At 53.3% G+C, this 26,977-nt stretch carries 21 protein-coding genes and 1 other RNA gene; 18 read left to right on the plus strand and 4 right to left on the minus strand.

Features of this window, described 5'->3' with window-relative positions; genetic code table 11:
- Positions 1-63: 63 nt before the first annotated feature.
- From rnpB to C8P63_RS00575, 4 genes are all read left to right on the plus strand, one after another.
- An RNA gene (gene rnpB / locus C8P63_RS00560) (RNase P RNA component class A) lies at positions 64-485 on the plus strand.
- 197 nt (positions 486-682) lie between these two features.
- A complete protein-coding gene (locus C8P63_RS00565; protein ID WP_108021382.1) occupies positions 683-1,501 on the plus strand; it encodes a GDSL-type esterase/lipase family protein in 819 nt (272 codons plus the stop codon).
- Positions 1,502-1,560: 59 nt separating this feature from the next.
- Positions 1,561-2,073 (plus strand): hypothetical protein, encoded by a 513-nt coding sequence (locus tag C8P63_RS00570; protein ID WP_108021383.1) that lies wholly within the window; start codon positions 1,561-1,563, stop codon positions 2,071-2,073.
- Positions 2,074-2,129: 56 nt separating this feature from the next.
- Entirely contained in the window at positions 2,130-2,420 is a 291-nt protein-coding gene (locus C8P63_RS00575) for a hypothetical protein (RefSeq protein WP_108021384.1), read from the plus strand.
- 191 nt (positions 2,421-2,611) lie between these two features.
- Here C8P63_RS00575 and C8P63_RS00580 read toward each other — a convergent pair whose 3' ends face one another.
- Entirely contained in the window at positions 2,612-6,223 is a 3,612-nt protein-coding gene (locus tag C8P63_RS00580; protein ID WP_170109410.1) for a heparinase II/III family protein, read from the minus strand.
- Positions 6,224-6,412: 189 nt separating this feature from the next.
- Between C8P63_RS00580 and C8P63_RS00585 the strand changes: the two genes are divergently transcribed.
- Positions 6,413-7,543 (plus strand): mandelate racemase/muconate lactonizing enzyme family protein, encoded by a 1,131-nt coding sequence (locus C8P63_RS00585; RefSeq protein ID WP_245920608.1) that lies wholly within the window; start codon positions 6,413-6,415, stop codon positions 7,541-7,543.
- Positions 7,544-7,574: 31 nt separating this feature from the next.
- Here the strand turns inward: C8P63_RS00585 and C8P63_RS00590 are convergent, their stop codons facing one another.
- A complete protein-coding gene (locus tag C8P63_RS00590; protein ID WP_245920609.1) occupies positions 7,575-8,939 on the minus strand; it encodes a helix-turn-helix domain-containing protein in 1,365 nt (454 codons plus the stop codon).
- Between the two features lie 153 nt (positions 8,940-9,092).
- Between C8P63_RS00590 and C8P63_RS00595 the strand changes: the two genes are divergently transcribed.
- The 13 genes from C8P63_RS00595 (at position 9,093) to C8P63_RS00655 (ending at position 25,128) form a co-directional block, all read left to right on the plus strand.
- A complete protein-coding gene (locus C8P63_RS00595; protein ID WP_108021387.1) occupies positions 9,093-10,016 on the plus strand; it encodes a Gfo/Idh/MocA family protein in 924 nt (307 codons plus the stop codon).
- Positions 10,013-11,713 carry a polysaccharide deacetylase family protein gene (locus tag C8P63_RS00600; protein ID WP_108021388.1) on the plus strand — a complete coding sequence of 567 codons (1,701 nt, stop codon included), beginning with the start codon at positions 10,013-10,015 and terminating at the stop codon, positions 11,711-11,713. Before C8P63_RS00595 ends, C8P63_RS00600 begins: the two co-directional genes overlap by 4 nt.
- A gap of 175 nt (positions 11,714-11,888) precedes the next feature.
- Positions 11,889-13,124: a DegT/DnrJ/EryC1/StrS family aminotransferase gene (locus C8P63_RS00605; protein ID WP_108021389.1), complete on the plus strand. Its 1,236-nt coding sequence runs from the start codon at positions 11,889-11,891 to the stop codon at positions 13,122-13,124.
- A gap of 28 nt (positions 13,125-13,152) precedes the next feature.
- Complete coding sequence (locus C8P63_RS00610) at positions 13,153-14,385, plus strand: DegT/DnrJ/EryC1/StrS family aminotransferase (protein ID WP_108021390.1); 1,233 nt, start codon at positions 13,153-13,155, stop codon at positions 14,383-14,385.
- Positions 14,382-16,277 carry a beta-N-acetylhexosaminidase gene (locus tag C8P63_RS00615; protein ID WP_108021391.1) on the plus strand — a complete coding sequence of 632 codons (1,896 nt, stop codon included), beginning with the start codon at positions 14,382-14,384 and terminating at the stop codon, positions 16,275-16,277. The genes C8P63_RS00610 and C8P63_RS00615 overlap by 4 nt, the downstream gene beginning before the upstream one ends.
- A 124-nt stretch (positions 16,278-16,401) precedes the next feature.
- On the plus strand, positions 16,402-17,961 hold the full coding sequence (locus C8P63_RS00620) for an extracellular solute-binding protein (protein ID WP_108021392.1): 1,560 nt from the start codon (positions 16,402-16,404) through the stop codon (positions 17,959-17,961).
- 95 nt (positions 17,962-18,056) lie between these two features.
- Complete coding sequence (locus C8P63_RS00625; RefSeq protein ID WP_108021393.1) at positions 18,057-19,073, plus strand: NAD-dependent epimerase/dehydratase family protein; 1,017 nt, start codon at positions 18,057-18,059, stop codon at positions 19,071-19,073.
- A 2-nt stretch (positions 19,074-19,075) separates the two neighbouring features.
- A complete protein-coding gene (locus C8P63_RS00630) occupies positions 19,076-20,143 on the plus strand; it encodes a dihydrodipicolinate synthase family protein (protein WP_108021568.1) in 1,068 nt (355 codons plus the stop codon).
- 16 nt (positions 20,144-20,159) lie between these two features.
- Entirely contained in the window at positions 20,160-20,789 is a 630-nt protein-coding gene (locus C8P63_RS00635) for a YesL family protein (RefSeq protein WP_170109411.1), read from the plus strand.
- Positions 20,790-20,806: 17 nt separating this feature from the next.
- A complete protein-coding gene (locus C8P63_RS00640) occupies positions 20,807-21,709 on the plus strand; it encodes an ROK family protein (RefSeq protein WP_170109412.1) in 903 nt (300 codons plus the stop codon).
- A gap of 29 nt (positions 21,710-21,738) precedes the next feature.
- A complete protein-coding gene (locus tag C8P63_RS00645; protein ID WP_245920619.1) occupies positions 21,739-22,650 on the plus strand; it encodes an ABC transporter permease in 912 nt (303 codons plus the stop codon).
- A 13-nt stretch (positions 22,651-22,663) separates the two neighbouring features.
- Complete coding sequence (locus C8P63_RS00650) at positions 22,664-23,539, plus strand: carbohydrate ABC transporter permease (RefSeq protein WP_108021397.1); 876 nt, start codon at positions 22,664-22,666, stop codon at positions 23,537-23,539.
- A 23-nt stretch (positions 23,540-23,562) separates the two neighbouring features.
- On the plus strand, positions 23,563-25,128 hold the full coding sequence (locus C8P63_RS00655) for an extracellular solute-binding protein (protein WP_146172073.1): 1,566 nt from the start codon (positions 23,563-23,565) through the stop codon (positions 25,126-25,128).
- A gap of 41 nt (positions 25,129-25,169) precedes the next feature.
- Here C8P63_RS00655 and C8P63_RS00660 read toward each other — a convergent pair whose 3' ends face one another.
- Together C8P63_RS00660 and C8P63_RS00665 are read right to left on the minus strand one after the other, a co-directional pair.
- Positions 25,170-26,111: a 1-phosphofructokinase family hexose kinase gene (locus C8P63_RS00660; RefSeq protein ID WP_108021399.1), complete on the minus strand. Its 942-nt coding sequence runs from the start codon at positions 26,109-26,111 to the stop codon at positions 25,170-25,172.
- Positions 26,108-26,974 carry a class II fructose-bisphosphate aldolase gene (locus C8P63_RS00665; RefSeq protein WP_108021400.1) on the minus strand — a complete coding sequence of 289 codons (867 nt, stop codon included), beginning with the start codon at positions 26,972-26,974 and terminating at the stop codon, positions 26,108-26,110. Before C8P63_RS00665 ends, C8P63_RS00660 begins: the two co-directional genes overlap by 4 nt.
- Positions 26,975-26,977: the final 3 nt, after the last annotated feature.

Here is a 26,977-nt window from a genome sequence, read left to right on the forward strand (position 1 = left end):
GTTAAATGGATATTGCAACGAAAGCATGTATCTGATATAATATACCTTGTCGCTTGTTTAGGGAAAGTAAACTAGGCAATCGCCGGTGGTGTACCGCAAGGTCCCACGGGAGGAAAGTCCGAGCTCCACAGGGCAGGGTGCCGGCTAACGGCCGGTGGAGGCAACTCTAAGGAAAGTGCCACAGAAATGCAGACCGCCGATGGGAACGTGACCGTTCCACAGGCAAGGGTGCAACGGTGCGGTAAGAGCGCACCAGCAGCATGGAGACATGCTGGCTAGGTAAACCCCACCCGGAGCAAGACCATAAAGGGATCGGCGCCTTGACGGGCGCAGCTGTGGCCCGCAGTGATCCCGGGTTGGTCGCTTGAGCGGTGCAGCAATGCATCGCCTAGACAGATGATTGCCACTCCAATCGGTGGGAGGCGTTCCGACAACGCCGCGTAACCACTTGGAGGACAGAACTCGGCTTATGGTTTGCTTTCCCATTATATATGTAAATGAATGAGGTCGATTGAAAAACGGCGTATCCACGCCGTTTTTTTGTGTCTTATTTTGTAATCAAAAGGTGATCTTGGTGTGATTTTGCTGTCGGGGTCACGTAATGTTTTCCTGTTAAGCTTGGAATAAATAAGAAGCGAAGCGGTGTTTGGAACACAGGACGGTAAAAGGAGGGGCCGCGCCCATGAAAAAGTGGATCCTGATCATCATCAGCCTCTCCCTGGTTGTACTCAGCATCCGCTATTATCCACTCATCCGGTTCATGGTGGCGGAAAAGCCAGAGGAACCGATCATGGTTTCCGACGTAAACATTCTCTCAAAGCTGAAAGAAGCAGCCAAGGAACAAGAAACGTTGAATTACCTGGTGCTCGGGGATTCCGTGGCCCGGGGTTTTGGCTCCGAAAAAACAGGGCCCCATGGCTACAGTTCCCTTGTGGTGAAAGGGCTGGGACAGGATGAGATTTCTTTGAATCTGGTCAACAAGGGGGTGGTGGGTCAAACCTCCACCAAACTGCGGAATTACATTCAAAAAAAGGATATCAGGGAGAGTATTGCAAACGCCGATCTCATTTCACTGACCATCGGCGGGAACGATTTGTTGAAAGTGGCTTTGAAGGAAAACAATCCCTTGCGTGTGATCTCCGATTTTAACCGCATTCAGGCACAATATAAAGAGAACCTTTCGGGGATTTTGAAGGAAATCCGTTCTCTGAACCATGAAGCGCCGATTTTGATCACTTCCCTGTACAATCCCGTCTCCAAGGGAGAACCTTTTTACCGGATTTCCAATCATCTGCTGAACCAGTGGAACGTCGGTTTGAAACAGATGGCTTACGGATATTCCCTCACCCTCGTGGTGGACGTGGCCGACCGGCTTCCAGCGGGTAGCAGAAATTGGCTCTCCGATCAGATCCATCCCAATGACCGGGGTTACCGTTTGATCGCCGACGGCATTCTGGACGAAATTCGTTCCAGCCGGCCCACCTCCGCCAGTGCCCGCTGAACACGGCCCAGGATCCTCTTGCATATCGATGTATCATCACTTCCAAAGGGGAATCCGGGATGGGCGGAGACGTGTGGACGATCCTGTTCACAGCCCTGGTCGGCGGATTGACGGGATTGTTGCTGAACGAAATAAAAGAAGCGGTTCAACGGAGAGGGAAGGTGGCCGGCATCCTTCTCTCCCGTCGTATCCGGTCATACACATGGGCCGATGAAGGCAAAGGAGCGTTGAAGACGGCTTCTTCCCGTTCGTCGGCCCTTGTGTTATTCATCGAAGCGGACATCCGTTGGTTCAACCGCTCAAAAGCGGCGGTGACGCTGGACCGGATTCTGCTCGAGTTGGAAGCCGGAAGCGAAGTTCAGCGTTTTACCTGTATGATTCAAGGGAACGGACATTCGTTTGCGGCCGGTCGCATCCCTCCGGGAGATGCCGTCGTCACTCGGTTGACGGCCCGGGTGAACCGCCGGGCGGATACGGCGTTTTTTTTCCAACGAAGTCCGGTTCGGATGCAGGTGAAGGCGGAGACCTCACGTGAAAAATCATGGACACTTTCCCTGGGCAACCTTGAATAAGGGAACCGGGAAACCGGCAGTCTAAAACCAACCACAAGGAATAAAGGATGAATTCGATGCCCTGCGATTTTTCCACCTACGAGGCTTATTTGGATCGTTACCGGACTTTTTGGTCCGAAGAAGGGGACGGCCGACCCGACCTGTTGTCGGAAGAAGGGTTTGAAACCACCTTCCGATTGCTCCAGGAAAGCTATCAAACCTACCGTGACATGATGAACCAGGGTATGGAAGAAGAAGCGGCCCATTATTACTCCAACGTCATCAACTTTTTGGAAAACGAACTGGCCATCGCCGACGGGTACGATAACTTTTTGGACGACGGGGATCCTGGTTCTCCCTCATTGTAAACCGGACAACGTATAAACTGGGTGAAGGTACGGAAAAACTATGGGCAAAGTAAACGTGAACATGGAGTGAATTCGGATGTGGTGGATCCTCGCTTATTTTTCCGGCGTTGTTTTGGGCGCCCTCGCGGACGTTTTGTCCTGAAAGAACAAAAAGACCCTGCTCAGAGGGTCACGTGATCAATGAATCCGTTTTAAGGGGTGGACCATTCGGCGGACAGAGGGATCCGCCAGGTCTGTCCTTCTTTGATGTTGTAAACAAATCCTTTGGACATGTTTTTCGGATCTTTGGTTTTACGGATCAGTGTGGAACTTCCGATGTCCAAGGTATAACGATTTCCCTGTAGATGCCGGATTCCTTTGATTTCATAGGCTGCGTTTCGTTCTCCATCGTTATCAATAAATATCGTTCGCCCGATCACGGATTCCGGAGAGTGGAGTTTGTCCTTCAGTTTCACCGTGATTTCGTTACGGATACTCAGCTCTTTGGTGAATGTGAGAATCGTGCCTTTTATACGGGCTTTTTTATTTTGTAACAGCGGCTTTCCGGCAGGGGATATGAACTTCCCATCGTTCAGATAGGCATAGACCGGCTTGCCGTTTTTTTCACTGTAAACGCCGAAAAAACCTTGAAAACGCAATTTTTCGCCAATGGTGTAGGTGACATCAGGATCCAGGGAATTGACGATGGTATCCACTCTGCCGTTTTTCAATTCCACTTTCAAGGCGCATGCTCGATGGTGGGTCACCTTTTTTCCGTCAACAGTCAGTTCCACCGGAGTAACCGAACGGATAAAACGTTCATCCTGGTATGCTTCAAGGAGTGACACAAATTGGCTTTTCAGGTTCTTTCCCTCCCGGTGTGCAATCAGATAGCGAAGTCGCTTGGGGTTTCCGGGCAACCGGGGAGGAATTCCGTCGGCCAAAGCGGCGTCATCCACTTGATTTAACAGGGTGAGGCGAAGATGAATGTTTTTTTCTTCCGGAAGAACGGACCACGTATCCCTTATCTTCCAATCGACGCTGAAAGGCCCGTTTGGATTTTGAGCCCGTTCCACATTGGTGAGGTAATGAAATCCGCTTCCGGCATATTCCCAGCCGGAGGGTTGATCCGGCTCTTTTTCCCCATAATGAACATCTTCACCGGCATAGGTTCCCCGCTTCTGTTCCGTGAGATTTAAGCCGTCAACGGTTGTTAGACCTTCCGCTCCGTGAAAACTGAAATGGTGATGGTCACCGCCTTGGATTCGGAAGAAATCGACTGCATAGGAATTTTGATCGTCGACGCGGATCATGGCCGTTGTTCGGCGATACTGCTCGGTTTGCGGGTAAACATGGGGTGCGTCCACATCAATGAGTTGGACGCGGGAGGAACTGTCGAAATGGTGAGGGATTGAGGAGAGGGAGTCATGTTGCTTGGTTTGATCGACGACCACGGTGTTATGACTGACGGTATTGCTGACCCATTCCGTCCGGTTTTTGAAGTTGTCGGGATAACCCAGATCGGGGCTGAGGTCCAGTCCGAAAGCATGGTAACCGATGTTTAATGTGTCCTTGTGTCCATGACGTCCCACCAAATTTTTGCCGTAGTACATCCAAAGTCCCCGTCGTTTCGAATTCCCCCCGGAGGAGGTTTTGCTGTCGGAGGCGGGCTTCAGAGCCATGCCGGTCAGGCCCAGTTTATACCCGGTCGCCCGGGGATTTTTCCCCCGGTTGATAAAGGTAAGCGTGTGTTCTCCCTTCTCCAGCTTTAAAGAACCGACAGATCGACTTCCTCCCTTGTTTCCCGATCCGTAAAAATCGTGTGTGCCGACCTGCTTCCCATCCACTTTGAGCTCATAAATGCCGTAAGAGCTGGCTGAAAGAGGCATCAGCTCCAGGACGTAGTTCCCCGTTTGCGGGGATTTGAACCGGAAGGAGATCCGATCGCCTCTCTTTCTGGATTCCAGCTGAATCGAACCCGTTTCGGCGTAATAGTCCTCCGGGATGTCAAAGGCTTCGGGATCCCGTTTGCCCCATTCATCCGTTTCCAGGTGAATGGGCCCTTGATGTTCGATAACCTCGGCAGTTGATTCCAGCCGTTTCAGATTGGAAAAGAAGAAAAAGGAAGTTTCTTGATGTGTTGAAGGGACATTTCCCCCGTCCCTCAATGCGGCGAACCCGAATCCGGGAAGATGGGTTTCTCTCTGTTTCAACGGCCCCTCTTCCTCGAGGACCTTCCGGATATCCCGGGACACCTGTTCCGGATCCGCATCGAAAAGACTTCCGTGGAGTCCATCGGTCGAGTTTCCATTCAAAAGGTAGGCCATTTGGGCGTAAACGGGCTTTCGGTATCGTGTGAATGCGTCCACATGTTCCTGAACCGTCCCGACAATACCGGGATTTCCCGTTCTAAAGGAATCCCCGATCTGGGGGGTGTACCGGTTACCCATCACCAGAGGGTAACGGGTGTCAAACATCTTTCGGAACTTGACGTTTTGGTACAAATCGGCCTTCGGATAACGGTCGTAGCCTTCCAGGATGTCAGCCACTCCCTGGATTTGCGTCAACCAATAACTGTTGTACTGGGTCGAGGGCTCGTCTCCGAATCCATCCCGATCCACCTGGTTCAACAAGGTCGCCATCACATTGCCCCCGGTTAAATGCCAATCCGGTTGGGATCGGAGTTCACCGGGTTGAAACACCCAGTCGATCCATTCCTCCGAAGTTCCCGGCTCGTCCAAGACCACCGCGGCCATGGCAAGTGTCCGCTGGTGCATACCGAAGTTTCCCCGAATCTGAGCGTTCTTTACGGCCGGATAGATCTCGCGCAGCAATCCGTCCTCAATGTTTTTACGGATGGCGGAGACGGTGTTTTTGGGATTATCCATATGATATTTCTGAGCCTTTGCGTTCAAAAAAGGGATCACGTCCGCTTCTTCCATCCCGGGGAAGAAGGCGTCATAAGCGGACAGGTAGTGGATTGCAGCTGTTGCTTCCCAAATGCTTCCCCGAACCTTTCCTTTCCCGGTTCCGCCGTGGGAATGGAGAAAACCGTCTTCCCATTTGTAGACGGATACATCCATTTCAGGGTAGACATCCGCAATCCGGTCCAGCAGAATGGTGCCCGCCTGTGCATATTTCACATCCCCTGTGTACAGATAGGCGTCGCGGAACGCCCGAAGCGCCTTGTCCACCACTCCGCCGTGCCAAACGTGCCAGTGGTTGTAATACGCGACAAAGGTCCAGCGGTTGCCGTCCTCATCCACCCAACCCGTGCCGTCGTCGACGCCCCAATATTTACCTTTTTCAGGATAGAGCTCATTCACCAAATATCTCTTGTCCGCTTTTTCGGGGTCGAAATTGCCATGCTCGTCCAACCCGCTTTTGTAATAAGATGCAAAGTCATTGGTGGGGAATTTGTAACCGCTGCTGGGGTCTGTCAGTTTCCAGGGTTCATTCAGGGGATCCGCCTGCCATCCGCGGTAACCGTACTTTTCGTTGAATTCCTTGCCGGTGATGGGAGACCCCAGTTCCAAATTGACGGCGAAGCTACGGGGGAGGTTTTGAGTGGTCACCGCATTCCACAGATTCTCCACTCCGAAATCCAGATACTTTTCCGCATCCAAGACGGCATGATTCTTGATTTCTTTGGCCCAATCGTATTTTTTCACGTTTTTCCTGGCGTTGGCCACTTTTTTCGGAGTGTAGAACGTGCTTCGGGTCTTTACATTTTTCCATTCGGGATCGGCCCTCGCGGGAAGCGTCCCGAAAAGGGCGGCGCTCAATGTCAACAACGCGACGAGAAGGAGGATGGAACCTTTCATCGGACTTCCCCTTCCTGAAAAATTTTCACTATTTTGACACAAGATTATAATCCTCAATCTGGTAAGACAAGTCTTTTTATCGTCCAAAATCCTTGGCGGCATTCTTGTGGAAATTCTCCTTTTTGAGACGTGCGGTTCCCTCTATAATAATTTTTAACCTGAAACCAAAAACAGGGAGGGGTGTGAACATTGATAATTGCCCATGTTGACGTGTTTCCGCTGAATCTTCCCATGAAACGGAGTTTGTCCACATCGGGAGGGAAGGTGGGAGACAAGGCCCGAGGTGCTCCCCATGTCTATGTCCGGGTCCGGGACCGGGAGGGAGTGGAAGGGTGGGGAGAGGCACGGCCCAGTCACCGCTGGAGTTACGAGACAGTCGAATCGGTTGTTTCCACGATCCGAAATTATTTTGCCCCGCGGCTGATCGGCATGAAAGTGCAGGATTTGCAATCCGTTCATCGCATGATGAACGGTGAAATCAAAGGGGGAGTGAATACCGGACAACCGATTGCCAAAGCGGCGGTGGACACTGCCCTGCATGATCTGATCGGACGTCGGGAGAATAAAACCCTTCCCGGATTGTGGATGGCTCCCGATCGTGACTTCATCCATCTCTCGTGGTTAATCAGTACGACAGACCCCGATGAAGCGGCCATTCAGGCCGGGAAAGCAAAAGAGGAGGGTTATCGGGGGGTGGATGTCAAAATCGGATTGGATCCGGTCACCGATCAATCGGTATTGGAAGCGGTGAAAACGGCTGCGCCCGATCTGTTTTTCCGCGTTGATGCCAATCAGGCCTATACTCTCTCTCAGGCGATTTGCATGTCCCGATGGTTGGAAAAGTTGGGGGTGGATGTGTTTGAGCAACCCTTGGCCGCCAACAATCTGCCGGGGCACGCGGAATTGCGGAGAAAGACCCATCTGCCGGTCGCCTTGGATGAAAGCGTGTGGACATCCGCTGATTTCATTCAAGCGTTGCGCTTGGAAGCTTGTGACGCTGTGGTGATTAAATGCACCAAAATGGGGGGGGTGTATGGGGCAAAACGTTGCGGGGAGATGGTACGGGAAGCCGGGTTGGACCTGTTGGGGGGAGGGTTGACGGAGTCGGGTCTGGGATTGGCTTTCAGCGCCCATCTTTTCAATTACCTGGAAATCATGACTCCCGTGGATCTCAACGGCCCGTTTTTTCTGGCGGAGGATCCCCTCGCCGAAGGGCCGATCCTCTGCGAAGGTGGAGAGGTTCGTCTTCCCGGAGGATCGGGGGTTGGATGTGTGATTGACGTTGATCGTCTCAGCGAATTTCGAAAGGAAGTCACCTGAGAAATCGAAGAAGCATTTTGTCCGGGGATGGTTATACAGGGTCGGGGAACAAATTTCTCTTTTGCATCTGCTCTTTCACGAAGGACAGTCTGTAAATTTGGCGGGGCCGGCCTCTGGTCGTGACTTTTTCTTCTCCGACGATCTCCACCAGACCGGCATCAATCCACTGCAACAGGATTCGGTGAGTGCTGCGAACCGTGACACCCAGGATAGTGGAAAGTTCCTGGGCGGTGTAATCGGATTTCCCATGACGGGCGATCCGTCCGACCAACCGGCTCATATACACCGCCGACATACCCGCTTTTTCGGCTTCTTCCAGAAGTTCGTGATCCGTTACCGTCAGTTCATAAATCATGGGTTGGGTGGTTTCCACCGGACCGATGACACTCCGGTCTTCCCGGACGATGAAACAAATGTTTCCGCCGGCTTCCATCGACTGGCGAATGGCCAGCCGTGCGTGGGATCCGGCATCCGTCGCCGAGCGGCCGAAACCGATGCCGATACTCAGGGTGATACCAAGGGATCGGGGGGTTTTCTCCAGCAGGGGGATGTATTTGTAGCCCCGGGTCTCCCGCTCGAAGACTCCCCGTGTCGTGAAAAAAAGGTACTCCCCTCCCCCGGCGTTGATCAAATGGCCGTCCAATTGCTTGACATACTCCAGCAGTTGTCGGTGAATGTCCAATTCCATCCGTTGGATCTCATGTTCCGTGGTGAACCGGTTTGCCGCTTCCCGGTAATCGTCAATGTGAATGATCCCAACCACGATCTGCGACTCTTTGTTTCTGCGGGTTTCCGTCGACAGGAGGGCCCGCTCCAGAGTCACGATTAAATCCTGCTGCGTTGGAGTCACCCATTCGGAAGGGACGGACATTTCCCTCAGGATTTCCGAGACGGAATGGATCCCCGTCATGGCCACATATCCAGCATCCCGCAGAAAGTGATCCCGGTGAAAAGCCGCAATCTGATCCGATGACGCCGTGGAGGAATCCGGAACATAAACCAGGTCCATGGGGGTTTCTCCTAATTCCGAAAAAATCTGATTCACATAATTCGGGGAAATGGTGTCCACCGACAACCGTTGAAAGGAGTGGATATTCTTCAAACGAAAAATGGAACGGTATAATCCGGTACCCATCAAGGGGACATAGTGGGAAGGGGTCCGCGGATTCAGTTTTTCCCTGGCTTGTTTATAGCCTCGGTACTCGGAGAAAAGAAGCACCTCGGCTTCGTCCGTTACACTTTGAACCCCCTCCAACAACGCTTGGTCCGAGGAACAGGGGATCAGCCTGGGAATAAAGGAAGGGAAAAGTTTTAAGGCTTCTTCCGTGCGTCTCACCAAGGGTTTCGGTCCAATCACAGCGATGACGATTCCGTTTTCCGATGTGGAACGGCTCATAATATGCATTCTCCTTTGTTTCGGAAGATGGGTACTTGTGTATCAGTTTACCTGGATTTAAAGACAATTAACAGACTTGTCTAAAAATAGTGCATATTTTATAATGAGTTGTAAATATCTGTGAATTCAGGCCGTAAGGGGGTCCGTCAATCCATGAGAATCGGGATGATCGGTCTGGATACATCCCATTGCAGTGCCTTTACCCGATTGCTGAACGATTCAGGAGCAGCCTTTCATGTCCCCGGCGGAAAAGTGACGGTGGCTTATCCCGGTGGTTCCCCCGATTTTGAGTTGAGTCGATCCCGCGTGAAGACGATCACGGAGGAGCTGGAAAAAGGTTTCGGGGTTGAAATGAGGGCCAGCTGTGAAGAGGTGGCGGAAAACGCGGATGCCATCCTTCTTACTTCCGTGGATGGTCGGGTGCATGCGGAACAGTTTGAAAGGATTGCCCCGTACGGACGACCGGTTTACATCGACAAGCCCTTGGCGGTTACTGCCCGGGACGCGGCCGGAATCATGTCCATCGCCCAGCGATACGGTGTCCCGGTCATGAGCACCTCGGCACTCCGTTACGCGGATCCTTTGGTAACGGAGTTCAAACGATCGAACGGGAGTATCTTCGGTGTGGACTGCCATGGTCCGATGCAATTGGAGGAAACGCAGCCCGGATTCTTCTGGTACGGCATACACGGCGTGGAGATGCTGTATGCCGCCTTGGGTGGGGGTTGTGTCCGGGTCACAGTCGTTTCCGGTGAAGAGCAGGATGTTGTCGTGGGTGAGTGGGGGGATGGACGAATCGGCACATACCGGGGGAACCGGATGGGGAACGCGGAATTTGGCGCGGTGATTCACCGCCCGTCCGGTTCCGGCCGGATCAACGTCTCCCGGAGTGAAAAACCGTATTATGCCGGATTGTTGGAACAGGTAATGGTGTTTTTCAAGACCCGGAAGAGTCCGGTGGATATAGAGGAAACGACGGAAATCATCCGATTTTTGGAATCGGCGAACGAAAGCCGAAAAACCGGAAAGCCGGTTTTCCTCCGACAAGAGGAACCCGGGAAAGGAGATCACAGGTGAAAGCGGTACGGATTGGTGTGTATCGGGATCGGGGAACGGAAAAGGAGACCTGGTGCCGGGGAGAGAATGTGTTTACCCGCTACATCGAGGAAATTCTCTCCCATGCGGGGATCACCTTCGACCGTTTGAACGAAATCTCCCAAATGGAACAACAGCCGCCGGATGTATTGTTTGTGACCGCTGCAGGGGAACCGGCATGGGAGGCCGTGTTGCGTTTGGCGGATCAAGGGGGGGAAGTGATGATCTTCGGCGGAGGGCCGGATCTGGCCCGGCGGTTGGGAGCCGCAGCGGGTCCGGCCTTTGGTCCGGGTTATGCCGAGGTGTCTGGGTTGAAAACTCCTCTTCTGCGTTTTCTGAAGGGGGTTCCCTGGCATTTGCCTTCCGACTCGTCTGCGGCGGAAGAGGGATGCTTACGGGCCGGTTCACCGGACGGCAAGCATTCCGGAACCCTGATTACCCGGTTTTCCGTCGGAGCAGGATGGGTGACACGTTGGGCGATTGATGTTCCAACGACGGTGGTTCATTTACAACAAGGGAAGAATCCGGTGACAGCGGACGGTCATCCCGCCCCGGATGGAACAGCCGACTTGGATGAAGGCATCTTGAAAGCGGATGACGGGTTTGCCCTGGATTGGGAATGGGATCGCTCCGACACTGAGACCGGAGAGCGATACTTTGCACACCCTTACGCCGATCTATGGAGGGAAACCCTTCTTCGGGATCTGTTCAACCGTGTCAGGGTGCGGGGATGGACGCTTCCCTTCATTGATCGTTGGCCCGGTGGGGTTTCCCAGGTGGCGATGATCTCTCTGGACAGTGACTCAAACCTGGATGAGTCGGCGGAAACCACTTTGAAACTTTTGGATGAATGCGGGGTTTGTGCCACTTGGTGCATGATGGAACCGGGCTACCATCCTTCCGTTTATTCCTGTGCGGTGGGGGAGGGACACGAAATGGCCCTCCATTACAACGCCTTTGATCGCGACGGGGGTTCCTGGGGGGAGAAAGCATTCGCCGAGCAGCTCCGCTGGCTGAAAGAGGCAATCGGATGTGAACGGGTGGTTTCCAATAAAAATCATTACACCCGCTTTGAAGGTTGGGGGGAGCTTTTCCGGTGGTGTGAAAAGTACGGCATGGAGTCCGACCAGACGAGGGGGCCCAGCAAAAAGGGAAATATCGGCTTTTTGTTCGGTACGTGCCACCCCTATTTTCCCATTGCGCGGGGGGATGAAGAGAACCGGTTTTACGATGTTCTGGAAATCGGCTTTCTCACCCAGGATTTGAACCTGGACCGCCTGGCGGACACCAGCGTGATCGTGCCTTTTTTGCAAGCCGTGGAACAAGTCCGGGGCGTGTCCCATTTTCTTTTCCACCCGATCCATCTCCACCGGGAAGAGGCGGTTCGAAATGCCCTTCGCACCGTGGTTCGGGAAGCAGAAAACCGGGGGTTCCGTTTTTGGACCGGTCAGGCGATCAACGGTTGGGAGCGGAGTCGGAGGAAACAGCGGATTACCGGTGTGGATGATCAAAGGCGACCGGTGATGACCGGGGTTCCTCCCCGGGACAGCGTGGTGATGGTCCCTCTTCTACGGGATGAGGAACCGCATGAAGAACCGGTGGAGATGAGATTTGGGGTTCCATGCCGAAAATGGTTGTCCCATCAGGTCCTGGTGGAGAGGACTCTGCCGTTTCCCTAGAAGCGTTGTGAATGGATGGTCAGGCTCAGAAGTAGGGAAGCGTTCACCCGAAACAGCGACTTTGCTGTCCTGCCCGGCGGAGAATAAGCCAGGGCGTTCAGGGGCCAAAGCTTCTCTGTGTTGCATCCTCAGGCGTTTGCCCCTGCCCGCAGAGAGATCTGAAAGGAGGAGGGCGATGGGAAACGAACAACTGGCGATTCACGGGGGGCCGAAGGTAAAGACAAAGCCTTTCGGCACCGGGAAACGGTTCGGAGACGAGGAGATCCGGGAGTTGAAGGAAGCCCTGGACCAAAACACGCTGTTTTATCATTCGGGAAACAAAGTGAAAACCTTTCTCGAACGTTTTAATGAGCTTTACGGAATCCGATACAGCGTGGCCGCATCCTCCGGTACGGCTGCGATCCATGTGGCTCTCGGTGCTGCCGGTGTCAGTGTGGGGGACGAAGTGATCACCAGTCCGATCACTGATCAGGGGACGTTGATCGGCATTCTTTACCAAAATGCGATTCCGGTTTTTGCCGATTTGGATCCGCGTACCTACAACATGGATCCCAAATCCATTGTCGATCGGATCACACCAAAAACCAAAGCGATTTTGGTGGTTCATCTGGCGGGAAATCCCGCCGATATGGATGCCGTGATGGACATCGCCCGACGATACAAACTGAAGGTGGTGGAAGACTGCGCCCAGAGTTACATGACCCGTTACAAAGGGCGTTGCGTGGGTACCATCGGGGACTACGGCTGTTTCAGCACCAATGATTTCAAACACATCAGCACCGGGGACGGAGGACTGGTAACCGTCAATTCGGGGAAGGAAGAGGATTTCCGGGTGGTTCACGCCTTTGCGGATAAAAACTACCAACGGCTCCAAGGTGAAGTGTTTCGGGAACTGAATTATTTGGCACCCAACTACCGTATGACCGAACTCCAGGGGGCGGTGGGCATCGCCCAGTTGAAAAAGCTGCCCGAAATATGTGAAAAGCGCCATCAATACGGAGAAAGGATGACAGAGGGAATTCGGGATCTTCCGGGAATTCTTCCTCCGAAAGTGACGGAAGGGGGGTGGTCATCCTATTGGTTTTACATGTTGCGGTTGGATGGGTCCCGTCTGAATTGCACGAGGGAAGTATTTTCAAGTGCACTCGGGGCGGAAGGTATCCCGAACCATCCCGGTTACATCCCTGAGGTCGTCTATCGGCAGCCGCTGTTCCAAAAAAGGCAAGCCTATCCGGGGAGTGATTTCCCTTTCTGTCTTTCCGAAACTTCCTATCAACCGGGGATTTGTCCCGAAGCGGAACAAATTTTGGCCACCGCCGTCCGCCTTCCGATCAGTGAGTTTTTCACGGAATCCGATATTGAAGACATGGTCCGCGGGATCCGAAAAGTGGCGCTTCATTACGCCAAGTGAACCGCTGGACGGAAGGAGGTCTCCCGACATGGAGAAACTGGCGATTCACGGGGGGGATCCGGTTCGGACGGAACCCTTTCCCCGCTGGCCGGTCTGGGGAGAAGAGGAGAAAGAGCTGTTGCTGGAGGTTCTTCATTCCGGGAAGTGGGGAGGAACCGGCCGGGTTTTGACGGGGGAAGGCACCTCCAAACTGGAGGAGCTGGAAAAGCGATTGACAGCATTTCAAGGCGCCCGCCACGGCATAACCACAGTGAATGGCACCATGGCCATCACGGTGGCGCTGCAAGCAGCAGGTATTGAGCCCGGCGATGAAGTCATCATGCCCCCTTACACCTTTATTGCCACCGCAACGGCGGCTCTTCTCTTCGGAGCGATTCCGGTATTTGCCGATGTGGAGGAAGAGACGCTTCTCCTCGATCCCGCAAAAGTGGAAGAGGCGGTCACCCCCCGTACGAAGGCCGTCATACCGGTTCATTTGGCCGGGGCTTCGGCCGATATGACCCGGTTAAAGGAAACGGCCCGCCGGTACGGTCTGTCGATCATTGAAGATTCCGCCCAGGCGGTGGGGACCCGCTGGGAGGACAAAGGGGTGGGGGCCCTTGGGAATTTGGGCACGTTCAGCTTCCAGTCGGGCAAGAATCTGACTGCCGGTGAAGGGGGATTCATTCTCACCAATGATGAGAGGTTGGCGCAGAAAGCATGGTCGCTGGCCAATGTGGGTCGGGTGAAAGCGGGGGGCTGGTATCAACATGAGCGGATCGGATGGAACCTCCGGATGACTGAATGGCAGGCTGCCATTCTTCTGGCACAGATGAATCGGCTGCCGGAACAGTTGAAAAAAAGGGAACAAAACGCCCGCATATTGGATCGCTTGCTCGGCAAAATCAGCGGGATCGAACCGGTGAAAACGGATCCGAGGGTGACCCGACACGCGCGCCATCTGTATTTGTTCCGGATTCAATCTTCGGTCATCCCCATGAATAAAGAAGAGTTCCTCCGGGCGGTTCAGGCGGAAGGGATTCCCTTGTCACCAGGCTACGTCTCACTGAACCGCCATCCCGCCGTCCTTCGTTCGATCCGGAAATGGACCGGGGAACATCGGGTGAATCCCTGTCCGGTTGCGGAGAGGATGGCGGACCGGGAAGCGTTTTGGCTGGGACAGAATATTCTCCTTGCCGATGAACGAGCCATGTTTCAGATCGCACGGGCCATTGAGAAAGTCATCGCCTACCTCGGTTCTCGAAAGGAGGTGAAAGGATGAAGGTTTTTCTTTCAGGGGATTTGAAAGGACTGGAAGGCGGACTGAAAGAGTTGGAGAACGACCTCTCTTTTGTGAGAGATCCCTCGGGAATTCCGATCCAGGTGAGCCGGATAAAAGAAAACCGGTTGCGTGTGACACTGGGGAAAGATGGAGGGGAAATCCACTATCACCAGCCGATCCATTTCTTCCGGGGCGTGGGATGGGTGTTGGAGGCAATGACGGACCGCCGGACCATCGCGGTGGAGGAAGAACCCCAGTTCACCATGAACGGGGCGATGTTTGATTGTTCCCGCAATGCCGTGTTCCGACCGGAAACCCTGAAAACGGTCATCCGGATGATGGCCTTGATGGGTTTAAACATGCTGATGCTGTATACGGAAGATACTTACACCGCAAAGGGGGAATCTTACTTCGGTTACATGCGCGGCCGCTACACCCCGGAAGAGTTGAAGGAACTGGATCATTATGCGTCTCTCTTCGGAATTGAGATGATTCCCTGCATCCAGACCCTGGCTCATCTCGCCTCTTTTTTGCACTGGGATCGGGCGAATGAATTGCGGGATACAGAGGATGTGCTGCTGGCAAATTCGGAGGCAACCTATCGGTTTATCGACCGTTTGATTTCTTCCGTCGCCGGTTGTTACAGGAGCAAACGAATTCATATCGGAATGGATGAGGCTTTTGGCCTTGGAAGAGGACGTTTTCTGGATCGTTTTGGTTATCAACGGCCCTTTGACATCATGGCCCGACACTTGAACAAGGTGGTCGAGATCACGGATCGTTATGGTCTGTCACCGATGATCTGGTCGGATATGATGTTTCGGATGGGCTCAAAGGATCACCGTTATTACGACCTGGATGCGGTGATCCCTGAAGAGGCGTTAAAGATGATGCCCGATGGGCTCCAATACGTTTACTGGGATTATTATCATACGGATGCCGATTTTTACAGAAAATTTATCAATCAACATCGAGCGTTGGGTTCCATCCCCGTTTTTGCCGGCGGGATCTGGACATGGGCCGGCCCTGCCATCCATTATGAAAAAACCTTCAAGACAACCGATGCGGCCCTGTCCGCCTGCAAGGCGGAAGGGGTTCGGGAGGTCTTTGCCACTCTTTGGGGAGATGACGGGGCGGAAACCAACATGCTGAACGGGTTGTTGGGCCTTCAACTGTTTGCGGAGCATGGGTATGCACGGAAGCCGGAAGCCGGTCAGTTGCGGAGACGGTTTGCCTCCTGCACCGGGGGGAACTATGAAGCGTTTCTAAGGCTCGGGAAGTTTGACACGTTGCCCGAAGCGGATCAATCCGGATTGATCCCGGACAATCCATCCAAATTTCTGCTGTGGCAGGATCCGCTCCTCGGGTTGTTTGATCGGCATGTCGAAGGAACCCGGGCGAAAGAGTTTTACACCCGGTTGCATCGGGAATTTCAAGAAGATTTTCGCAACGGGGACCGGTGGCGGGAATTGTTTGAAGTGCCCCTTTATCTCAGCTCTGTCCTCATGCGGAAAAGTAATCTCGGGCTTCGCATCAAAAAAGCCTATGACCAACAGGATGTCCACTTATTAAAACGGATCGCGGGGGAAGAGATCCCGGTTTTGGCCCGTGAGGTGGAGAATCTGAGAAATGCCCATCGAAAACAGTGGATGGAAACCTTCAAGCCTTTCGGATGGGAAGTGCTGGACCTCCGTTACGGGGGATTGTTATCGCGGTTGGATACCGCAGGACAACGCCTGCTGGACTTTTGTGGCGGAAAAATCAAACGGGTGGAGGAGTTGGAAGAAGACCGCCTCGGCTTCGACGGCTTCCAGAAAACGGATCAACCCGGTATGGGAAAGGCGGTTCTTTATTCCCGGATTGCTTCGGCCTCCGTCATGGGATTTCGTTGAGCGCAGGGAAGGGATTTAAAGACCATATAAAGACTTGTCCAGATTTAACTGTTAATTATAATGGAAGAGACAAATGATACAGAAATTTCAGATTAAAATACTTTTGATTCAGGGAGGGTGTCTGATGAAAGCTTGGAGGAAGGGTTGGATCCTGTTTTTGGTGGTCATTCTGGCCGGAGGTTTGCTGGCCTGTTCTTCAAAAGAAGCAACGGATACGGATTCCAAGGATAAAAAGTACACGATCACATCCCTGGACTTTTTGTACACCGATATCCCGCCTAAAGACGGGAAAGGGATCAAGATGATTGAGAAACGCTTCAATGTGGATTATAAGCGGGAGTACGGGATCTACACGGACTACAAAGAAAAGCTGACCTCCCGGGTGGCTTCCGGGGATATTCCCGATGTGATGGGCTTCACAATGGAAGAAGACAAGGCCAACTACTTTAAATGGGCGAAACAGGGGGCATTTTTACCCCTGAACGAGTATATTGACGAGTACCCCAGCCTGAAGAGGGTTCCCAAAGAAGTGTGGAATTCCGTTTCCATTGACGGAAAAATCTATGCCATCCCGAGGTACTTCCCCAAAAACTACCTGAACTCTCCGATTATCCGAAAGGACTGGCTGGATAAATTGGGGCTTGAAATGCCCACCAATTACGATGAGCTGAAGAAGGTGGCGATCGCTTTTGCCAAGGAAGATCCGGATGGCAACGGAAAGGATGACACGTATGGGCTGGTTCTGGGCGAAAAGGGCTATCCTTTCTATCATTTCGGCACCTACTGGGATGCGGATGCCTGGTACCACAAAAACGACAATGGGGAGTATATTCCCGGTGTCATCTCCGAAGCCCGGAAACAATCGATTGAAACAATGGCAGAACTGTACAAAGAGGGGGCGATTCAAAAGGAGTTCATTCTGCTGAAACCCAATGAAGCCAACACCAAGGTGTTTTACGCCGGCAAGGCCGGAATTTTCATCGGATCTCCCCGCGGGATGGCTGAAGATTACATGAAAGCGTTGAAAAAGATCGACTCCAAAGCGGAATTGGCTGCCATACCGCCATTCGAAGCACCGGACGGGTCCAGGGGCTACACTTCGGGGTCAGGTTATTACACGGTGAATACCCTCTCCGCAAAACTGGCGGATGATCCGGGAAAAGTGCGCCGGATTCTTGAGATGATCGATTTCGGTCGCAAATTTTATCCCCTGGAAGAGCGTACCCCCCAAAACAAGGATTTTGACTGGCTGTACGGTCATGAAGGTAAAGGTTACGAGATGGCGGACGGAAACGCCATTCCCGAATCGGGAACCAAGGGTCTCGCTCCCTGGCACTATCTTCTGGATAACAAGATGTGGGCCCCCAATGACGAGGCGAATGAATACTCCAAGACATACAAGGATCCCACACTGAAAAATCTGGTCAAAGATTTGGAAAAGATGCATACGGAGATCGAGCATTATAACAATCCCGTGCATCAAGTTTTTTCTCCGACGCTGGTGAACAAGGGACGGGAGATCACCGACCGGTTGTTAAACGAACAAGCGAAAATGATCACCGGCGACCGACCGCTCTCCGATTGGGATCAAGTGGTTCAAGAGTATCTGAAGGACGGGGGGGCGCAGATGATTGAAGAAGTGAACCGGGGAATCAAAGAGAAAAACATTCAACCCGGTTGGTAATCGAATGTGTGCTGGTTTTTTCTCCCGGAGATCGTTTTCTCCGGGAGAATTCAAATCAATCGTGTTCATCGGTGTAAGGCGAAAGGGGCTTACGAATGGTTACTGTGGAAGAGTTGGAGAGAGTATTGACGGAACCATCGGAGAAGCTGATCCGGGATCTTGCGGAGTTGGAGGGGGATCTGCTGGTTTTGGGAGCGGGTGGGAAAATGGGACCCAGCTTGGTCCGGTTGGCTAAAAATGCGTTTCGGGCGGCCGGCAGGAAGAACCGGGTGATAGCCGTTTCCCGCTTTTCTTCCACTACGTTGCGTCAGGAGCTTGAATCCCACGGGGTGGAAACCATATCCGCCGATCTCATGGTGGAGAAAGAACTGCAGAGGCTTCCCCTATCCAAAAATGTGATCTTCATGGCCGGTCGAAAATTCGGGACAAAAGGACAGGAACATCAAACGTGGGCGATGAATGCTTACCTTCCGGGAAGAGTGGCCCAAAAGTATGTCGGTTCCCGTATGGTCGCTTTTTCCACCGGCAACGTTTATCCCCTCATTCCGCTCGCTTACGGCGGTGCTTCGGAAGAGCATGCGGTGGATCCGATCGGGGAATACGCCCAATCCTGCCTGGGAAGGGAAAGGATATTTGAACACTTCTCCCGGAAACACGGCATTCCAATGGTCTTTTTCCGATTGAATTACGCCATCGATCTGCGTTACGGGGTATTGTTGGAAATCGCACGGTCGGTGAAAAACGGACAGCCGATCGATCTCCGGATGGGAAATGTCAACGTGATCTGGCAAGGAGATGCCAATGAGATGGCGCTCCGCTCCCTCCTTCATTGTGAATGTCCCCCCAAGATTCTCAATGTGACGGGGCCCGAGAGCGTCTCCGTCCGCTGGGTGGCCGAACGGTTTGGAGCCCGGTTCGGAAAGAAACCCTTGTTTGTGAACGAAGAGGAACGCAGCGCCCTCTTAAGCAACGCATCCGCCGCTCATCAATTGTTCGGCTATCCGAACATCTCATTGCGGCAGATGATCGACTGGACCATCCGTTGGATCGAGTCAGGGGGAATCACGCTGAATAAACCGACCCATTTTCAAGAGAGGGAGGGAGTGTTTTGAACATGAAAGCACCGGCCCTTCCCGCAAAGGTTCAACAGGCCCTGCAAGACGGAGCGGTGATCCCGGCCCATCCGCTGGCCCTGGATGCCGACCGGCGCCTGGATGAAGGTCGGCAGCGCGGATTGACCCGTTACTATCTGGACAGCGGCGCCGGCGGGATTGCAGTCGGGGTCCACACAACCCAGTTTGCCATTCGTCACCCGGATGTGGATCTGTTGGAGACGGTTTTGAAATTGGCGGCCGAAGAGACCCGGCGGTGGGGGTGCAAACGCCCGGTGATTCTTGTGGCCGGAATTTGCGGCCCGACGGAACAGGCGGTCCGAGAAGCGGAGTTGGCCCGCCGGTTGGGGTATCATTTGGGTCTTTTGAGTATGGGGGGGCTGGACGGCTGGGACGAGGAAGCTTTATTGGAAAGGGCCCGACGGGTGGGAGAAGTGATCCCTTTGTTCGGGTTTTATCTGCAACCGGCCGTGGGTGGACGGGTGCTTTCCTTTGATTTTTGGAGAGAATTGGCTGAGAACAGGGCGTTGCAGGCGATCAAAATCGCTCCTTTTGATCGGTACCGGACCTTGGATGTCGTCCGGGCGGTCTGTCACTCTTCCCGCCGGAACCAAATCGCACTGTACACGGGAAACGATGACAATATTGTCCCGGATCTATTGACCGTCTATCGCTTTCGCGTAAAAGGAGAAACCGTGGAAAAGCGGATCGTCGGTGGTCTGCTGGGACAGTGGGCGGTCTGGACACACCGGGCGGTGAAACTGCTGGACCGGATAAAAAAACTGCGTGAGACAGGAGAACCGGTCCCATTGGATCTTTTGACGCTCGGGGGAGAATTGACAGACGCGAATGCCGCCATCTTTGATTCCATCCACCATTTTCGTGGCTGCCTCCCCGGAATTCATGAGGTGCTTCGGCGGCAAGGGTTCCTGGAAGGTCGTTGGTGCCTGGATCCGGACGAAGAGTTGTCCACGGGGCAACGGGAAGAGATCGAACGGGTGATCCGGGATTACCCGTACTTGAGTGATGATGGGTTTGTCCGGAGCCGGATTCACAGTTGGCTATCCTGAAAATCGGAGGGATGGAATGGAAATCCAAGGCTGGGCAGGACGGCTGATGCAGGTGGGAGATTGGATGATGCGACTCTGTTATGTCAACCTCCTTTGGTTTGGGTTCACCCTGTTGGGCCTGGGGGCCCTGGGCTTGTTTCCCGCGACGGGCGCAATGTATTCCGTCATCCGGAAATGGGCGATGGGTGAAGAAGGCCTCCCCGTCTTCAAAATTTTCCGGGAAACGTTTTGTCGGGATTTCTGGCAACTGAACGGATTGATGGCCGGGTTTGCTTTGATGGGGTTGGGTTTGGTACTGGACTTCCGGTTGGTTCGGATGTGGGAGGTTCCGGGCTGGGCCCATCTCCTTCTGTTCTTCGTTCTCGTCATCTATTTGATTTCCCTTTTGCAACTGTTTCCTCTGTTTGTCCATTTTCGCATGAAGCTTCCGGGTTATTTCGTGCAGTCGTTTCTCATCACCCTTCATTTTCCTTTGATTTCATTTCTGTTGGGGTTCACCGCCTTGCTTTGTTATGGCCTGTTTCAGCTGCTTCCGGGGTTGCTCCCTTTGATCGGGGGCAGTCTTCCGGCGTATCTGTTCCACAAAATCGCCCATCGAATGTTCAGCACGCTGGAAAAAAGAGAGCTCTCCCCGGATCAGGGATGAAAGGAGGAAGGGAAACGATGGCCGTGGCTGTCGGGGTGGATATCGGGGGAACGAAAGTGGCCTGTGGTCGGGTGGATGATAATGGCCAATGTTTGGACTATGCGGAGCTGCCCAGCATGCCACACGATGAAGAAAAGATGTTTCTTCAAGTGACGGAGTGTATCCGGGAGGTTTGGCCGACAACGGGTGCCAGCCAGAAGCCGCCGGTCGGAATCGGTGTGGGGGTTCCCGGGAAGGTGGATGCCGCGAGGGGAGTCGCGGTGATGCAAAACAACCTCCCATGGGTCAACTTCCCGCTCCGTAAACGGCTTCGGGAGCGGTTTTCCGTGGATGTCATTCTGGACAACGATGTCTGTATGGCCGCTTATGGGGAATGGATCGAACGGGGGGGAGAGCGGGAAGAAACCTTTGTTTATTTCACGGTCAGCACCGGGATCGCATGTTGCACCATCCACAAGGGGGAATACCTTCGTGGAGCGGGCTTTGCCGGGGAGATCGGACTCGTTCCTTTTTCGGGAGGGGACCGACTGGAAAGAAAGGCAGCGGGCCCGGCCATCGGAGGGGGCGGGTTGTCCCCGCGTGAAGTGATGGAAGCTTACCGGAACGGGGACACCCGGGTGTTGCAACGGGTGGAAGACGTATTGGAAGAATGGGCCCGGGGGGTGTATGCGTTGGTTTCCATCCTGGATCCTCATCATCTGGTGTTGGGAGGCGGGGTGATGAACCGGAACCCCTTTTTGCTGAATGAAATCCGGGGAAAAATGGATCCTCTTCTGCTCCCGGTGCAGAAGAGTGTTTTAAATCGGCTGTCCCTCAGCCGTTTGGGAGCGAAAGCCGGCTGTGTCGGAGCGGGTTTAAGGATGCTTAACTGGAGTTCCGATTCCGGGAAAGGGGTGTCCATATGGAACCAAAGCCGGTGACGGGTCGGCTGGTTCGGTTTTCCGTCCGAATGAAAAGGCGCACGCAAAGAATCAGGCGACCCCCTCATGACCGGTATTTGTATCTGTTGATTCTCCCGGGTTTGCTGTATTTTCTGCTCTACAAATACCTTCCAATGTTGGGTCTGGTGATGTCTTTTCAGGATTACAGTCCGTTCCTCGGTTTTTGGGACAGTCCCTGGGTGGGGTGGAAACATTTCCGGACCATGTTTGCTGAACCGGAAGCCCTCCGCGTCATCCTGAATACATTGGAAATCTCGTTTTTGCAGATTCTGTTTGCTTTTCCCTTGCCCATCATCCTGGCCATCATGATCAACGAGGTTCGGCTGACGCTTTACAAACGGTTGATTCAGTCTTTGGTTTATTTACCCCATTTTCTTTCGTGGGTGGTGGTGGTCGGCATTTTCGTGGTGTTTCTGAAGAGCGATGGAATCGTCAACAACCTCTTGAAAATGGCCAGTATCCAACCCATACCCTTTCTTACTTCTCCCGAGTGGTTTAAACCGTTAATCGTCTTTCAGGTCATCTGGAAGGAGTCGGGATGGGGAACCATCCTCATTCTGGCGGCGTTGGCGGGGGTGAATCCCCAACTGTACGAGGCGGCGGTGATGGACGGGGCCAACCGTTGGCAGCAGATTTGGCATATCACGCTGCCGGCCATTCGCAGCACCATCGTCATTCTCTTGATTTTGCGTTTGGGATCGGTGATGGACACCGGTTTTGAGCAGATTTTTCTCATGTTGAACCCTTTCACCATGGAAGTGGGAAATGTGTTGGACACCTATGTTTACTTTAAGGGGATTCAGCAGGGAGATATCAGCTTTGCGACCGCGGTGGGGATGTTTAAGGGAGTTGTGGGATTGATTCTGGTGGTGATTGCCAACCGGTTGGCAAGGAAGTATGGCGAAGGCGGCATTTACTGAAAGGAGGGAGAAGATGAAATACCGGGGTGTTACCGGTCGCATAGCAGATGGAATCAATGCCGTGGCTCTTCTTTTGATCGCTTTCTCGATGCTGTTTCCGTTTTTCTACATTTTTGCTGTCTCCTTTTCCAGTCTGGAAGACGTCATCCGCAGCGATCTTCTGCTTTGGCCGACGGAGTGGGTGACCGATGCCTACGAATATGTCTTGAACTCCGATCAGTTTGTCCGTTCCTTCTTTGTCACCGTTTATGTGACGGTCGTGGGAACCTTTGTCAACATCCTGTTCACAGCCACCATGGCTTACGGGTTGTCCCGCCCGGTCCCGGGACGGAGGATCATCCTGTTTATGGTGGTGTTCACCCTTCTTTTTCAGGCGGGGATGATTCCCACCTACATGGTCGTGAAAGAGACGGGATTGATCGACACCCTGTGGTCCTTGATCCTGCCGGTGGCCATCAATCCTTTCAACCTGATCGTGATGAGACAATTTTTCTTAAACATCCCGGAAGAACTTCATGAAGCGGCCATCATCGACGGGGCCAATCACCTGCAAATCTTCTCCCGGATCATCCTTCCGTTGTCCAAACCGGCTCTTGCCGCCTTCAGTCTGTTTTACGCCGTCACCCATTGGAACAACTACTTTTCTGCCATTCTGTACATTAACGATCCGGCCAAGTGGCCGCTTCAGGTGGTTTTGAGGCAGATTGTGATCGTCAATGAACCGGATGCTGCATTGCGGGGGGCGCAACGCATGATGGAAAACCCCCCTCCACCGGAAACGGTGCAGATGGCGGCGATTTTGTTGACCACCTTGCCCATTCTGTTTGTTTATCCGTTTCTGCAAAAATATTTCGTCAAGGGGGTTATGTTGGGGTCGGTGAAGGAGTGAACACGAAAAAGGGGGTCCGTGTTGTGAAAGCCTCATTTAAAAAAATCGTCCGTTTCATGACAGCGGTCGTTTTGTCTGTCAGCCTGTTCGCTTGCTCTTCCCCCGAAGCGGGAGAGACAGACTCCAAGGATCGGAAATACACCATCACGTCCATTGATTTTCTGTATTCCGATATCCCTCCGAAGGATGGAAAAGGGATTGAGAGGATCAACAAACGGTTCAATGTGGACTACAAAAGAGATTACGGGATTTATACGGAGTACAAGGAAAAGTTGACGACCCGGATGGCTTCGGGGGAGATCCCCGATGTGATCGGTTTTGAATCCCAGATGGACCGATCCAATTTTTTTAAATGGGCAAATCAGGGGGCTTTCCTTCCCCTCAATGATTACATTGACGAGTATCCCACCCTGAAATCGGTCCCTCCCGAGGTATGGAACGCAGTCACCGTGAATGGAAAGATTTACGCCATCCCCAAGTACTTTCCCGAACATTACCTGAACACGCCGGTGATTCGGAAGGACTGGTTGGATCATCTGGATCTGAAAATGCCCACCAACTATAAAGAATTGGAGGAAGTGGCCATCGCGTTCACCAAAGACGATCCGGACGGCAACGGGAAAGACGACACATACGGAATAGTGGTGGGGGAGCACTTGTGGCCCCATTACAACTTTGGGGCTTACTGGGACCCCAATGCCTGGTACCACAAAAACGGGAAAGGTCAGTTGATCCCTGGAGTCATCTCGGAGCAACAAAAAGAGACCATTCAACGGATGAGGAATTGGTATAAGGAAGGAGCCATCAATAAAGACTTTGTCCTCACCAACCCCAACGAAGCCAACACCAAAGAATTTTACGCCGGAAAAGCAGGAATTATTGTCCGGGGACCGGTTGAGATGAGGGAAGCCAATATGGAAGCTCTCCAAAAAATCCATCCTGAGGCCGAGTTGGCGCCGATCCCTCCGTTCAAAGCACCTGACGGATCACAAGGCTACACGGCCGGTTCCGGTTATTACATGATGAACGCGTTGTCAGCGGAACTGAAGGATGATCCCGGAAAAGTAAAAAGAATTCTGGATATCATTGATTTCGGTCGACGTTTTTACCCGTGGGAAAACAGGAATCCCGAAAACGAAGATTTTGATTGGCTGTACGGGAGGGAAGGGGAGGGGTATGAGATGAAGAACGGCACCCCAACCCTGACGGATCCCGTTAAAGGAAGGGCGCCCTACCACTATATGCTGGACAATAAGATGTGGGCTCCCAGTAACGAGGCAAATCATTTTTGGAAGACGTACCAAAACAAAGCTTACCAAAATCTTGCCCTCGAATTGGAAAAGATGCATAAAGAAACCCGGCATTATTCCAATCCGGTTCACCAGGTCTATTCCGAAACCGATGCCCGGAAAGGGCTGGAGATCACCCGGAAGTTGTTCGACGAACAAGCGAAGATCATCACCGGAGACCGACCGGTGTCCGACTGGAACAAGATTGTGAAAGCGTACTTGGACGGCGGCGGACAATCGATCATCGATGAGGTCAACCAAGAGGTGAAAGAAAAGAACATCGGACCGGAATGGAAATGAAAGAAACAAAAAGCCTGCCGCTTCCGGCAGGCTTTTGCAGTCTAATCGGCGGTTTTTCCGGTGGTGATGCAAACCGCTTTCATCCATGCTTTCACATCCTCCGGCCGGATGTCTCCCGCCTGGGCATGCCTGGCGTTGGAAGCGGCTGTTGCCGATGCGAGGCGGAGGACATCGGGAAGATCCTGATCCCGGTACAACCCCCCAACCAACCCGGCCAGGAACGCATCCCCCGAACCGACCGTGTTGACCGCACGGATGGAGGGGGAATGGATCCTAAGCGAATCCCCTGCGGTGGTTGCCAAGGCCCCCCGGGCACCAAGGGTGACGACGGCCAGGGAGATTCCCATCCGGTTCCAGGTTTTTAAGTGGGCACGGAGGTCCTCCTCATCGGGGTGGGCCAAACCGGTTATTCCCTGAAATTCCCTCAGATTGGGTTTGACAATGTCGGGGAGTGCTTGCATCCCGTGTCGGAGAGCTTCGCCGCTGGTATCCAAGGCCGTCCTGGCCCCGCCTTTTCTGGCCAATCGGATTCCCTCCGCATAGGCGTCCGGGGGCAGCCCCGGAGGGAGACTGCCGCAAAAAAGGACAAAACGGCTTTCACTTGCGAGTTCGGATAACACTTTTTTAAATTCCAGCCAGCGGGAAGACGAAACCGGGGGTCCCGGTTCCAAAAACTCCGTTTGTGTGGCGTTCTCATCATCAAGGATCGTCAAGCAATGCCGTGTTTCTTCTTCAACGGAAAGGTACTCATGAGGAATATTCAGTGCCGTCAGTTGTTTTCGGATCCACTCCCCGTTCGCCCCTCCCGCAAATCCTGTGACCCGGACCGGACAGTCCAGCAGCTTCAGTACGCGGGCGACATTGTTTCCTTTCCCGCCGGGTCGACGTTGAACTTCACGGACCCGGTGAACTTTTCCTTCCATCATGCGGGATACCGAATAGGTTTTGTCAACGGCGGGGTTCAGGCTGACCACGGTGATCATACCGGTCCATCCTGTTTGTTTTTTACCGCTGCCGGTTGCATCCAGGAGATTTTTTGCCGGATCACTTCTCTGAGCCTTTCACGTGCGGCCCCAAAGATTTTTCGTGGATCGTTCTCTTCGGGATGTTGGGTGAGGTAGTCTCGTAAAGAATCGGAAAAGGACTGCTTCAGTTCAGTGGAAAAGTTGATTTTGGCAATTCCGGATTGTATGGAACGGCGAATGTCCTCCATCGGGACACCGGAAGCCCCGTGCATGACAAGAGGAACCCCGGTTTGTCGAGAGATGGCCTTCAGCCTGGTCAAATCGAGACGGACTCCCCGTCGGTAAACACCGTGAGCGGTACCGAAGGCGGGAGCCAGAAAATCCGTTCCGGTGGTTTCCACAAACTCTTTGGCCTGGATGGGATCCGTATAGGAGGAGTGAGCCTGAGGTGTCTCGTTTGCGGCTCCGATGGCCCCGAGTTCCGATTCCACCGGGACCCCCACCGCATGGGCCATCTCCACCACCCTTCGAACCAAAGCGACATTCTCCCTGTAAGGCAGATGGGATCCGTCAATCATGACCGAGGTGTAACCCATCCGCAGGCACCGGGCGACAGTGGCATAGGAATTCCCGTGATCCAGGTGAAGGGCGACGGGGACGGAAACTCGCTTGGCGGCGGTTCGCACCAAAGCGGTAACGTAATCGATTCCCACCTTCTCCAGGGTGGCAGGGGTGGTCTGAAGAATCACGGGAGAGCGCATGTCGTCGGCAGCATCCACTACTGAACGGATGATATCCAAGTGGTGAGCGGGAAAGGCGGGGACGGCGAAGCCGTTTCGCCGGGCATCTTCCAACATTTCTTTTGTGGAAACCAGTGGCATTCG

The sequence above is a fragment of the Melghirimyces profundicolus genome (assembly GCF_003054245.1).
GTDB classification, from domain to species: domain Bacteria; phylum Bacillota; class Bacilli; order Thermoactinomycetales; family DSM-45169; genus Melghirimyces; species Melghirimyces profundicolus.